Annotated in this window: 10 protein-coding genes; all 10 read right to left on the reverse strand. The window is 42.7% G+C overall.

Annotation, left to right across the window (positions count from 1 at the left end; translation table 11 throughout):
• Positions 1-7 precede the first annotated feature (7 nt).
• The 10 genes from dnaE to cdsA all read right to left on the reverse strand — a co-directional run bounded on the left by dnaE (position 8) and on the right by cdsA (position 12,974).
• Positions 8-3,490: a DNA polymerase III subunit alpha gene (gene dnaE, locus P3L44_RS15895; protein WP_272661634.1), complete on the reverse strand. Its 3,483-nt coding sequence runs from the start codon at positions 3,488-3,490 to the stop codon at positions 8-10.
• Positions 3,491-3,501: 11 nt separating this feature from the next.
• Positions 3,502-4,095 (reverse strand): ribonuclease HII, encoded by a 594-nt coding sequence (gene rnhB / locus P3L44_RS15900; protein ID WP_004257437.1) that lies wholly within the window; start codon positions 4,093-4,095, stop codon positions 3,502-3,504.
• Complete coding sequence (gene lpxB, locus P3L44_RS15905) at positions 4,095-5,246, reverse strand: lipid-A-disaccharide synthase (protein ID WP_272661633.1); 1,152 nt, start codon at positions 5,244-5,246, stop codon at positions 4,095-4,097. Before lpxB ends, rnhB begins: the two co-directional genes overlap by 1 nt.
• 44 nt (positions 5,247-5,290) lie before the next feature.
• Entirely contained in the window at positions 5,291-6,088 is a 798-nt protein-coding gene (gene lpxA, locus P3L44_RS15910; protein ID WP_004257444.1) for an acyl-ACP--UDP-N-acetylglucosamine O-acyltransferase, read from the reverse strand.
• Position 6,089: 1 nt separating this feature from the next.
• Positions 6,090-6,542 (reverse strand): 3-hydroxyacyl-ACP dehydratase FabZ, encoded by a 453-nt coding sequence (gene fabZ, locus P3L44_RS15915; RefSeq protein ID WP_004257450.1) that lies wholly within the window; start codon positions 6,540-6,542, stop codon positions 6,090-6,092.
• Between the two features lie 128 nt (positions 6,543-6,670).
• A complete protein-coding gene (lpxD, locus tag P3L44_RS15920) occupies positions 6,671-7,708 on the reverse strand; it encodes a UDP-3-O-(3-hydroxymyristoyl)glucosamine N-acyltransferase (protein WP_094961138.1) in 1,038 nt (345 codons plus the stop codon).
• Positions 7,709-7,711: 3 nt separating this feature from the next.
• Positions 7,712-8,206 (reverse strand): molecular chaperone Skp, encoded by a 495-nt coding sequence (gene skp / locus P3L44_RS15925; RefSeq protein ID WP_036957991.1) that lies wholly within the window; start codon positions 8,204-8,206, stop codon positions 7,712-7,714.
• 89 nt (positions 8,207-8,295) lie between these two features.
• Positions 8,296-10,710 carry an outer membrane protein assembly factor BamA gene (gene bamA, locus P3L44_RS15930; protein ID WP_004257462.1) on the reverse strand — a complete coding sequence of 805 codons (2,415 nt, stop codon included), beginning with the start codon at positions 10,708-10,710 and terminating at the stop codon, positions 8,296-8,298.
• Positions 10,711-10,752: 42 nt separating this feature from the next.
• Positions 10,753-12,105 carry a sigma E protease regulator RseP gene (gene rseP, locus P3L44_RS15935; protein ID WP_004257481.1) on the reverse strand — a complete coding sequence of 451 codons (1,353 nt, stop codon included), beginning with the start codon at positions 12,103-12,105 and terminating at the stop codon, positions 10,753-10,755.
• An 8-nt stretch (positions 12,106-12,113) separates the two neighbouring features.
• Positions 12,114-12,974, reverse strand: a complete 861-nt coding sequence (gene cdsA / locus P3L44_RS15940; protein WP_094961137.1) for a phosphatidate cytidylyltransferase — start codon at positions 12,972-12,974, stop codon at positions 12,114-12,116.
• Between the last annotated feature and the right edge of the window lie 5 nt (positions 12,975-12,979).

A 12,979-nucleotide genomic window follows, 5' to 3' on the forward strand; every position in this document is an offset into this window, starting at 1 on the left:
TCCTATTTTAGTCAAATTCTAATTCTACCTGCTCACTACCCAGCAGAGTTCGAAGATCGTTCAGAAGGGGATCCACTGGCGTCACACGCCAAACAACACCAAATTTAAGCTTGGCTCTGGCATCATCCTTCTGGTAATACAGATGAACCGGGATCGTTCCTGAACGATGAGGTTCAAGAGTACTGCGAAGCCGGTTCAGCAATTGATCGTTAATTTGTTTATCTGACAGTGAAATTGCAAGTCCTCGTGCATATTTCTCCCTTGCTTCACTAATATCCATTAACTCACGCACTGTCATTTTATTACCACCATTGAAATCATCAAAGCTGACCTGACCGGTGGCTATCAGGATATTGTCTTTTTCCAACATATGTTGGTATTTATCGAGTGCATCTGAAAATAACATAATATCCAGACGACCGGAACGATCATCAAGCGTACAAATACCTATTCTATTTCCACGCTTGGTTGTAATGACTTTAGCTGAAAGTACTAAACCTACCACAGTTGTCACTTGACCACGAGGGGTGGGGTTCACATCTTTTAATCTAAGCCCATTAGTATAGCGCTCTATTTCGCTCAAGTATCGCGTTATTGGATGCCCTGTTAAATATAAACCAAGCGTTTCGCGTTCACCATCCAATACCACCTGCTCTGGCCATTTAGGCACACTGGCGTATGAACTTTCGACTTGTTCAGGTGCTTCCGCTAATACACCAAACATATCTGCTTGGCCTATTGCCTCTGCTTTAGCGTGTTGGTCAGCCGCTTTTAATGCATCTTCAAGGGAAGACATCAATGCCGCACGGTGAGGGCCTAATCGGTCAAATGCCCCTGCCATGATAAGCTTTTCCATCACACGACGATTAATTTTTTTAATATCGACTCGCGCACAAAGGTCAAAAATCTCTTTAAATATCCCGCCTTGTTGACGCGCTTCAACAATCGCTTCAATCGGGCCTTCACCGACCCCTTTAATTGCACCGATACCGTAAACTATCTCACCTTCATCATTCACATGGAAGTGATAAAGCCCACTATTGATATCTGGTGGCAATACTTTTAAGCCCATTCGCCAACATTCATCAACTAAACCGACCACTTTTTCCGTGTTGTCCATATCAGCGGTCATTACAGCAGCCATAAATTCAGCGGGATAGTGCGCTTTTAACCATAATGTTTGATAAGAAACTAAAGCATAAGCTGCTGAGTGCGATTTATTAAACCCATAACCGGCAAATTTCTCTACCAAGTCAAAGATTTTCATTGATAACTCGCCATCTACCCCGTTTTTGATTGCTCCTTCTTCAAAAACAGAACGCTGCTTCGCCATTTCTTCAGGTTTCTTTTTCCCCATCGCACGACGCAGCATATCTGCACCGCCAAGCGTGTAACCGGCTAAAACCTGAGCAATTTGCATAACCTGTTCTTGGTATAAAATAATACCATATGTGGGCTCTAGAACAGGTTTTAATGATTCATGTTGCCATTGTACATCTGGATACGAAATTTCTTCACGACCATGCTTACGGTCAATAAAGTTATCTACCATGCCTGATTGTAATGGCCCGGGGCGGAATAATGCTACCAGAGCGATCATATCCTCAAAGCAGTCGGGACGTAATCGCTTAATTAAGTCCTTCATTCCACGGGATTCCAACTGGAATACTGCCGTGGTTTCTGAGCGCTGCAGCATATCAAAGCTTTTTTGATCGTGCAGCGGAATCGCCGCAATATCAACCGGCTCTAAGTTTTTCTTAGCACGGCGCGCGTTGATCATTTCCAACGCCCAGTTAATGATCGTCAACGTCCGTAAGCCGAGGAAGTCAAACTTCACTAGCCCTGCATATTCGACATCGTTTTTATCGAATTGCGTGACGGGGTTATTACCTTCCGCATCACAATACAGTGGCGCAAAGTCAGTAATTTTAGTTGGAGCGATAACCACCCCACCCGCATGTTTACCGGCATTTCGAGTGACCCCTTCGAGTTTACGCGCCATATCGATAAGCGCTTTAACCTCTTCATCAGCTTCATAAACTTCAGGGAGCTGTGGCTCTGCTTCGAATGCTTTTTCTAGTGTCATACCGGGATCTGGCGGCACTAATTTAGAAATTCTATCAACAAAACCATATGGGTGCCCAAGTACACGCCCCACGTCGCGGATAACCGCTTTTGCCGCCATCGTACCAAAGGTAATGATTTGTGAAACGGCATCACGCCCATACATTTGGGCTACGTGATCAATGACTTGGTCGCGTTTTTCCATGCAGAAATCGACGTCAAAGTCAGGCATCGAAACACGCTCAGGGTTCAAGAAACGCTCAAATAGTAAATCGAACTCCAACGGGTCAAGGTCAGTAATTTTGAGTGCGTAGGCAACAAGGGAACCTGCCCCCGAACCTCGTCCAGGCCCAACGGGTACGCCGTTATCCTTCGACCATTGGATAAACTCCATAACTATCAAGAAGTAGCCAGGGAAACCCATTTGGTTGATTACGTTGAGTTCGATATCTAAACGCTCATCATACTCAGGACGCCTTTCTGCCCTGATTTTTTCATCAGGAAACAGAAATTCTAAACGCTCTTCGAGCCCCTCTTTAGAGCGCATGACTAAAAAGTCTTCTGTTTTCATATCCCCTGTTGGGAATTGAGGTAAGAAGTATTCACCTAAACGGATCGTCACATTACAACGCTTAGCAATCTCTACACTGTTTTCTAGCGCTTCAGGGATGTCAGCAAACAGCTCACACATCTCTTCTTCGGAACGTAAATATTGCTGAGGGCTATAATTTTTAGGCCTTTTTGGATCTGCTAATGTAAAACCATCATGGATAGCAACACGTATTTCATGAGCGTCAAAATCACTACTTTCAATAAAACAAACATCATTCGTTGCAACGACAGGTAGGCCTTTTTTAGTCGCTAACTCGACAGCCGCATGTAGATAACTTTCTTCATCAGGCCGCCCTGTTCTGACTAACTCTAAATAGTAGCTATCTGGGAAATGAGTTTCATAGAATGCAAGGCACTCATCCACTAAGGATTGGTTTCCCCTTAATAGAAATTGCCCGACATCCCCTTTACGGCCACCGGACAGCAGAATCAAGCCGTCTTTGTGCTTGGCCAGCCATTCTCGTTTTATCGTTGGCCCAACCGCACCATAGCCCTTTTGGTATGCTTCAGAAATTAGTAAGGTAAGGTTTTGATAGCCTTCATTATTACGTGCTAAAACAGTTAGGTGAGATATTTCATCACCTAATAATTCACTTTCCACATAAAAATCAGCGCCAATAATGGGTTTGATCCCTGCACCATGCGCTGCACCATAAAACCGGACTAACCCGCAAAGGTTAGTAAAATCGGTGATCGCGAATGCAGGCATACCCATTGAAGCCACTTTTTTAACCAGTGGTCCTGTTTTGGCTAGCCCATCAATCATGGAATAGTCACTATGAACACGTAAATGAATAAAACGAGGTGATGCCATCGACCTAATACCTACTTATTGCTGTCTAAAGCTCTTCTCACAGGAGCAAAGCTTTTACGATGGAATTCGGTTGCACCATACTGCGCCAATTTTTCTAAATGATACGCGGTTGGGTAGCCTTTATGCTTCGCAAAACCATATTCAGGAAAAGCTTTGTCCAACTCAACCATTTCCCTATCCCTAATCACTTTAGCTAAAATGGATGCTGCGCTAATTTCTTGTACTAGGCTGTCGCCCTTAATTACTGCTTGTGAAGGCATTGGCAATTCAGGACAACGGTTACCATCAATTAAAACATACTCAGGAATAATGGATAAACCGGCAACAGCGCGCTGCATAGCTAACATAGTTGCATGTAATATATTTATATTATCAATTTCTTCTGGTTCTGCGCGACCAATACACCAACACAATGCTTTTTCTTGAATTTCATCAAATAATTTCTCACGTTTTTTTTCGGTGAGTTTTTTTGAGTCTGCCAACCCTATAATAGGGTTATTGGGATCAAGAATCACCGCTGCAGTCACTACAGCTCCGACTAATGGGCCTCGACCCACTTCGTCAACACCCGCGATTAAATTTGCTTTTGGATAGATAAATTCCATTAATTTTTGACCATATCTAATACAGCTTCAGCAGCTTGTTTATCTGCATCACAACGAATAAGCTGATGTAATTGTAAAAAAGTTTCTTTCAGGTTTTCAACCCGCTTGCCACCCTCTAGGAGTGGAAGCAACTGCTGTGCAAGTTTATCAGGCTGGCAATCCTCTTGTAGTAACTCTTTGACAATCTCTTTTCCTGCTAACAAATTAGGCAAAGAAACATACGGCGTTTTCACTAACCGTTTTGCCAACCAGAAGGTGAAAGGTTTCATACGATACCCCACCACCATTGGGCATTTTGTTAGCATACATTCAAGTGCTGCCGTTCCTGATGCTAATAAAGTCGCATCTGCTGCAATCATTGCATCACGAGCTTGGCCATCTAAAGTATGAATTTGCAGTTCAGGCGTAGTATTTTGCTTTATCTCATGAAACTGCTGGCGGCGTTTTTCATTCACCAACGGCACCACAATATGTAAATCCGGGATATTACGCTGTAATATTTTCGCTGTATTAAGAAAATCTGCGCTTAGCATTTCGACTTCTGAATGACGACTTCCTGGCAGTAAGGCTAAACATTTAACATGCTCAGGAATATTCAGCCGATGTCGAGCGGCTTGTTTATCAGGGTGTAATGGAATGGCATCCGCCATTGTGTGCCCGATAAAACGGCAAGGAACATTAAAACGATCGTAAAAGGCTTTTTCAAAAGGTAAGAAAGCTAATACTAAATTCGTTGAACGACCGATTTTAAATACTCGTTTTTGACGCCATGCCCAAACTGATGGGCTAACATAATGAATGGTTTTAATCCCTTTCGATTTTAAGCGCCCCTCAAGGGTAATATTAAAATCAGGGGCATCAATTCCAACAAAAACATCTGGCTGTAATTCGGTAAAACGCTGGGTTAGATCCTTACGGATGGATAATAACCGAGGTAGGCGGCCGAGGACTTCAACGATGCCCATGACGGCAAGCTCTTCCATTTCATACCAAGCTTCACAACCTTCGGCTTGCATTAAAGGACCAGCAACACCAACAAAGCGAGCATCTGGTATTTGCTCTTTAAGTGCACGGATAAGCCCCGCACCGAGAATATCACCAGATGTTTCTCCGGCAACAAGGCCAATAGTAAGTGGGCGGCTATTATTCACCGAAATTCGCTCCTTATTAAAGGCCTCGATTCATTAATACTAGATTAACGAATAATACCACGTTTAGACTGCGCTGAATCCTCTAAGAAATCACTAAACACTTTAACGTGTTCATTCGCTTTTGCCGCTTCTGCGATTTCTTCACGAGCTTCTTCTAACGATTTACCTGAACGATATAACACCTTGTATGCATTACGAATAGCATGTAGTGATTCTTTTTCAAAACCACGGCGTTTTAGACCTTCAAGATTTAAACCAAATGGTGTCGCGTGGTTACCTTGTGCAATGACATAAGGCGGCACATCTTGTGCGACACCAGAGCAGCCACCAACCATAACATGAGCACCAATTTTACAAAACTGGTGAACTGCGGTCATCCCACCAATAATGGCATAATCACCAAGTGTTACATGACCACCTAGAGTACCGTTATTTGCAATAATACAACGGTTTCCAATGATACAATCATGAGCAATATGCACATTCACCATCAGTAAGTTATCATTGCCCACTTTTGTCAGGCCAACATCTTGAACAGTACCACGGTGAATGGTTACACTTTCACGAATACGGTTTCTGTCCCCGATTTCAACTCGCGTTGGTTCGCCTTGGTATTTAAGATCTTGATTAATCTCACCAATGGAAGCGAACTGGAAAATCACATTGTCACGACCAATTTTTGTATGGCCATTAACCACAACATGAGATTTCAGTTCAGTGCCTTCACCAATTTCAACATTCGCGCCAATATAACAAAAAGGGCCAATATGAACATTGGCACCGATGATAGCTCCATCTTCTACGATAGAGGATGGATGAATATAGGCTGTTTTATCAATCATATCAGACCTCACGACGACGGGCGCACATCATTTCTGCTTCGCAGGCCACTTCTCCATCAACTTTAGCAACACCTTTAAAACGTGCAACTCCGCGACGTTCTTTGATAAATTCTACTTCTAAGACCATTTGGTCTCCTGGTAGAACGGGACGTTTAAAACGCGCATTGTCTATCGCTGCAAAATAGTACAACTCACCCGGCTCTAATTTTCCAACGCTTTTAAACGCAAGAATTCCTGTCGCTTGCGCCATGGCTTCTAAAATCAATACACCAGGGAAAATAGGTTTACTAGGGAAGTGTCCTTGGAAAAATGGCTCGTTAAATGACACATTTTTCACTGCACGTAATGATTTGCCTTTTTCAAAATCCAATACACGGTCAACCAGAAGGAATGGGTAACGGTGCGGAAGCAGTTCTAAGATTTCTTCTATATTCAGAGTATGATTATCACTCATCGAAATACTCTTCCTGTCTATTAATACGGTTTAATTAATGAATCGGCCTGCTTTAACCTTAAATTAGGTTAACTGGCAGGCCGGAAAACGTAACTCAGATAACTATTTTAGCCTGAATTACAAAATGATTACTGTTTTTTTTGATTTTGGCTATCTAATTCACGCTCAACATGTTTCAGTCGCTTATTCATCTCATTGATATTTAAGACTAAAGCAGCTGTTTTACGCCAAGTTTTATTAGGCTGTAAAGGAATCCCTGAAGAATATACTCCTGGTTCAGTGATAGGTCTCATGACCATCCCCATTCCTGTTACTGTGACCTTATCGCAAATTTCCATATGGCCGTTGATGACACTGGCACCACCAATCATACAGTAACGGCCGATTTTTAAACTACCAGCCATGATAACACCACCAGCAACTGCGGTATTATCACCAATTATGACATTGTGTGCAATTTGGCACTGGTTATCGATAATAACCCCATTGCCAATTACTGTGTTGTCTAAAGCACCTCGGTCAATGGTTGTACTCGCACCGATCTCAACACGATCGCCGATGATCACTGTGCCTAATTGAGGAATTTTGATCCAATTACCACGATCATTCGCATAGCCGAAACCATCAGAGCCAATGACTGTGCCAGATTGAACTAAACAGTGTTCGCCAATCTCAACATTGTGGTATACGCTGACATTCGCCCACAAACGGGTTCCTGTACCAATACGCGTATTTTTGCCCACAAAACAACCTGCGCCAATCACCACATTATCGCCAAGCTCAACACCACTTTCGATAACGGCATTTGCGCCAATTGCGACATTCTTACCAAGTTTTGCATCATCAGCAATTACCGCTGATGCATGGATATCTTCAGCTGGGCTTGGCGTTGTATCCATAATTTGAGCCATGCGTGCATAAGCAAGGTATGGGTTATCCACTACCAGAGCAGCCACTTTGCATGCTTCAAGATCTTTTGCTGTGAGAACCACCGCTGCAGCTTGGCAATCTGCCAATTTGTCACTATAACGGCTGTCAGATAGAAAAGTAATCTGTTGATTATTCGCTGAATGCATTGGAGCAATACCGGTGATGGTAATATCACCATCACCGTGTAATTGCGCATTCAACTGCTGAGCAAGGTCAGCCAATCGAATTGAAGACATCTATTATTTAACCTGTTTTTGAACCTGACTTGTAATGTCAACGCTATCTTTTGCATAAGCAACTGCATTTGCATCGATAACGACATCATAGCCTTCTTTAGCTGCAACAGCCTTAATAGAGTTCTGAATACGAGTTAAAATTTTAGTACGCTCTTCGCCTTGGCGACGGCGGTTGTCTTCTTCAAATTTTTGAGCTTTTTCAGCGAATTGATCACGTTTAGTCATGAGTTCAGATTCAAGCTTTTCGCGCTCACTTTGTTTCATTGTTGCACCATCACGACGCAATTTTTCAACACGAGTTTGCAAATCTTTTTCTAGATTTTGTAACTCAGTCGCACGACTTTTGAATTCACTTTCAAGCTGTTTAGCAACGGCTTCACGCGCTGGCATATTTTGGAAAATTTCACCAACATTGACGATAGCGATTTTCTCAGCATAAGCCCCCGCAGACATTGCTAAAGCAATACTCACACCCGCTGCACACAACAATTTTTTCACACTAAACTCCTTAACCCATACGTATGGCTGGAAATTTTGGTTGCTCCCACAAAAAAATGGGAGCCTTCATAGATAGAAACTGGAATAGATTACCACGTTCTACCAATATTAAATTGGAACTGTTCTGATTTATCCCCTTCGTAGTCCTTAATCGGCTGCGCATAAGAGAAGACCAGTGGTCCAAGTGGAGACATCCATTGTAAAGCCACACCCGCAGAAGCTCGGATATTGCTTGCCTTACCATAGTCAGGCATACCTTCGCGCCAAGCCGCAGGAATACTGTTCCAATTAGTGTCCCATACCGTACCTGCATCAACAAAGAGAGAGGTACGAACGGAGTTCGAATACTTCTCGTCAATAAATGGAGTCGGAGTGATTAACTCAAATGATGCCGCGTACATCGCATTACCACCGACCGCATCACTTGATGGGCTTCCAGGCTCTGGGCCATCTTTTCCATTAATTTTCTTCAAATAAACCGCTTTTGGACCGATATTATTCGAACGGAAACCACGAATGGTGCTTGAACCACCCGCATAGAAGTTTTCATAGAATGGCATTTGCTTACTGCCAATACCATCACCATAACCTGCTTGTGCACGCCCCAGAACTACCCAAGTTTCGTCTTCGTCCAGTGGATAATACTGCGCTGTATCAAAGCGTAGTTTATAGTATTCGTTATCAGAACCAGGAATTGTCACTTTACCCGATACGTTCGTTTTATTACCCGATGTCGGGAAGAAACCACGGTTTAACGAGTTATAAGTCCAACCTAAGTTAAGTGTGAAGTCATCCGCATCAAAGCTTTCTTTATTACGTCCGTTCTCTGTAACTGGTGGATTTTTACCCATAGAATCAAGGTAATCCCACATGGCAGCTTGAGCACGCATATCCGAAAGTCGGTTATGAACATAACCCGCACCGACGCGGAAAGAGTTATTTTCATTAAATGGGAAGCTCAAGAAACTGTCTAGGCCATACGTTTTGTTGTTATAGCCTGATAGATCAGCATCTTTCGCACTAAAGTCGTTATAGAAAATACGACCGCCTAAGCTCACACCATTAACGGTGAAGTACGGGTCAGTAAATGAGAATTCAACGTTAGTTGAGTAGTCATTTTTACTTGCGTTAATACCAACTGCGTTACCTGTACCTAACCAGTTATCTTGTGTAACCCCAACTTGGAAGCTCACACCACTTTCAGTACCAAAACCGATACCAAAGTTCATTGAACCAGTATTACGCTCTTTAACCTTGTAGATAACATCTACTTGGTCAGGGCTACCAGGTACACGTTGAGTCTCTACATCAACAGTTTCGAAATAACCTGTACGATTCAGACGTTCTTTACCTAGTTCAACTAAATCATTTCCGAGCCATGCACCTTCCATTTGGCGCATTTCACGACGTAAAACAGTATCTTTACTGGTGTCATTACCTTGGAAACGAATCTCACGCACATAGAAACGGTTACCTGCATCAATATTTAAGTGCAATTTAACTGTTTTATCTGCATCGTTGATTTCAGGTTGTGTCATTACTCGAGGATATGCATAACCATAGCGGCCAAACATATCTTTGATTTTGTTTTCCATACTTGTCACTTGAGCACCGTTATATAATTCTCCCGGTGTAATAGTGATAAGCTCTTGGATTTCAGTTAAATGATCAGCCGTATTACCATTAACTTCGACACCCGATATTTTATATTGGTCGCCTTCAGTAATGTTAATAGTAATATAAATACCTTTTTTGTCTGGGGTCAGACTGACTTGCGTGGAGTCTATATTAAAACGCGCATAACCACGATCAAGATAAAAACTGCGCAGAGTTTCTAAGTCACCCGCCAGTTTTTGCTTCTGATATTTCTGGTCAGCAGCGAGGTTCCACCAAGGAACATCATCACGCAATTGCAGCTTATTAACTAATTCTGCTGTAGTGTAATTTTTATTACCTACAATATTAATTTGCTGAATTTGAGCTGAAACACCTTCAGAGAAAACAAATTTTAAATCCACACGGTTACGTGGCAAAGGCGTTACAACAGCTTTTACTGTTGCATTATATTTACCAACGCTATAGTAAAAGTCTTCTAAACCTTTTTCGATATTTGCAATTGTCGTGCGGTCGAGTGCCTCACCAACGCGGATATTTGAAGCTTCCAAGTTCTGCTTGAGCATATCATCTTTAACAGACTTATTGCCTGTAAAGGTGATACTTGCAATCGTTGGCCGCTCTTTAACTTGAACGATCAGCGTGTTTCCATCACGCAGGACCCTAACATCTTCGAAGTTACCGGTTGAAAATAGGGAACGAATCGAACGGCTGATATCATCGTTATCAACTGAATCGCCAACCCTAACTGGCATGTTCAATAATGCTGCACCAACGGCGACGCGTTGTAGACCTTCGAAACGAATGTCTTTAACTACGAATCCGTCTGAACCGTATGCAGTGGCGCTGCCGAAAAGCAGCGACGCTATGAGCAACTTTTTCATCGCCATCGTTGTTATGCGTATTCCTTACTGGTCCCCAGCTTACAAAAATTAGAAGCGAGAGAAATCATTAAAAAGTGCAAGTCCCATTAACAGAATCAATGCCATTGCACCTATCCGAAAACTAAAGTCTTGTACTCGCTCAGACACCGGACTTCCTTTAATTTTTTCAATTAATAAGAAGAGCAAGTGCCCCCCATCTAAAACAGGCAATGGAAACAGATTGATGATACCTAAATTGACGCTAATAAGCGCAATAAACATCAAATAATATACCAAGCCTGACTCGGCGGATACCCCCGCACCTTTAGCGATAGATATCGGACCGCTTAAGTTATTGAGTTTGACATCCCCAACAACCAGTTTACCCATCATATTGACCGTCAACTTCATTAACTGCCACGTCTTATCACTGGCTTGGTAAAACGCAGAAAATGGCCCATATTGTTGCACCATCTTATATTCATCTGCTAACGGTAACACTGAAAGTTCTACGCCTGCAAACCCAATTTTCTCCCCACGCGGCCCATCTTGGCTATCAGGGGTCAACGTGAGTGAAATCAATTGCTGCGACCGTTGCACTTCAAGTTTTAACGGGACGCCCGGGTTATTACGAATAATTCGTGTAACGGGATCCCACAGGCCCAGAACTTCCCCGTTAACACTCACTATTCTGTCGCCTTTCTGCAAACCTGCCCGTTCACCAGCTAACCCTTGCGTTACTTTTTGAATAACAGGGTCAATTCTTGCAGAGACAGGCATTATACCTACCGACAAAATCGGATCTTGTTTCTCTGGATCAAACTGCCAAGTGGTTAAATCAACCGTTTTAGTAATCGGTTCATTATAACCACTGGGTAATACTTGCGCTGTCAGTTCACGGTCACCGATTTTACCGACCAATGCTAAACGAACTGAATTCCAATCAGGAGTTTCGATGCCATCAATAGATTTTAGTTCCATTTTTGGTTCAAAATTTGCAATTGCCGCAATAGAGCCTGGCTTTACGTCTTCAATGACAGGTTTCACAGAAGGAACACCAATCATAAAGACTATCCAATAGACAACAATTGCTAATAAAAAGTTCGCGATTGGCCCTGCACCAATAATGGCAGCTCGTTGACCGACAGTTTTATTGTTAAACGCTTGATGGCGACGTTCAGGAGAAACGCTACCAACTCGCTCATCAAGCATTTTGACATACCCCCCTAAGGGGATTATCGCCAAAACAAATTCGGTACCATTCTTATCGACTTTGCGCCATAAGGTTTTGCCGAACCCTATAGAAAAGCGCTCAACATAAACACCACAGCGGCGAGCAACCCAGTAATGGCCGAACTCGTGTACTGTAATTAACACACCTATTGCGATAATAAATGCAACTAAACTCCAAATAAATCCCATGTATCTTCCTAAAGACCAAAACCGTTAAAAATTAACAAATTTAGCCCAGCAAAAACTGGGATTGCCGCTGTTAGGCTATCAATACGATCCAAGATACCGCCATGCCCTGGAATTAAGTGGCTACTATCTTTAATACCTGATTGGCGCTTAAACATACTCTCAGTTAAATCACCAAACACAGATACTACAACAACAATAATTGAAGTCACTAGCAAATAATCAGGCATCACGGGGATTGGCGCAAAGGCGCTAAATAACCATGAAATAATCCCAGCAGTTATAAGGCCACCCACCAAGCCTTCCCATGTTTTACCAGGAGATACCTTCGGTGCCATTTTGTTGCGCCCGATAGTACGACCAAATGCATAGGCACCTGAATCAGCCCCCCAAACTAGCAACATGACATACAATAACCACCAAGCTCCAAAGAATGTATCACTTTGATAACCAACGGTTCTTAAAACCATCATTCCACAATAAAATGGGATAATCGTTAACACGCCAAATAATAAGCGAATAACAACTGATTTGCCCCAAGAAGCGGAGGCGGGATAGGTAACAACTAAAATAATCGCTATCCCCCACCAAATAAGGCCAGCCCATAAACCATACAAAATCATAGGCTCAGAGGAGAACTGATTTATATCGGAAATAGAAAATTGCATTGCAAGTAATATTGCAGCAAAAACAACCGCTAAGCCTATGCGCTTAGCTTGAGAGTGCCAGCCGACAAATTGTGCCCATTCCCAAGCACCTAAAGCACAAACCGCAATCACGACAAGCCCAAAATTCGCTGGGGAAAGTAAAAACAGCGCCGCAATAACAATTGGTATTAAAATTATCGCAGTAAGCAAACGATATTTCAGCACATCTT

Origin of the sequence: Providencia sp. PROV175 (genome assembly GCF_032707045.1) — a bacterium.
In the GTDB taxonomy this organism is placed as follows: domain Bacteria; phylum Pseudomonadota; class Gammaproteobacteria; order Enterobacterales; family Enterobacteriaceae; genus Providencia; species Providencia hangzhouensis.

Bases quoted from the DNA above. Each gene is read 5' to 3' on its own strand.
- dnaE (WP_272661634.1), bottom strand. From the start codon at position 3,490: ATGGCATCACCTCGTTTTATTCATTTACGTGTTCATAGTGACTATTCC.
- lpxD (WP_094961138.1), bottom strand. From the start codon at position 7,708: ATGTCTTCAATTCGATTGGCTGACCTTGCTCAGCAGTTGAATGCGCAA.
- rnhB (WP_004257437.1), bottom strand. From the start codon at position 4,095: ATGGAATTTATCTATCCAAAAGCAAATTTAATCGCGGGTGTTGACGAA.
- bamA (WP_004257462.1), bottom strand. From the start codon at position 10,710: ATGGCGATGAAAAAGTTGCTCATAGCGTCGCTGCTTTTCGGCAGCGCC.
- lpxA (WP_004257444.1), bottom strand. From the start codon at position 6,088: ATGATTGATAAAACAGCCTATATTCATCCATCCTCTATCGTAGAAGAT.
- rseP (WP_004257481.1), bottom strand. From the start codon at position 12,105: ATGGGATTTATTTGGAGTTTAGTTGCATTTATTATCGCAATAGGTGTG.
- fabZ (WP_004257450.1), bottom strand. From the start codon at position 6,542: ATGAGTGATAATCATACTCTGAATATAGAAGAAATCTTAGAACTGCTT.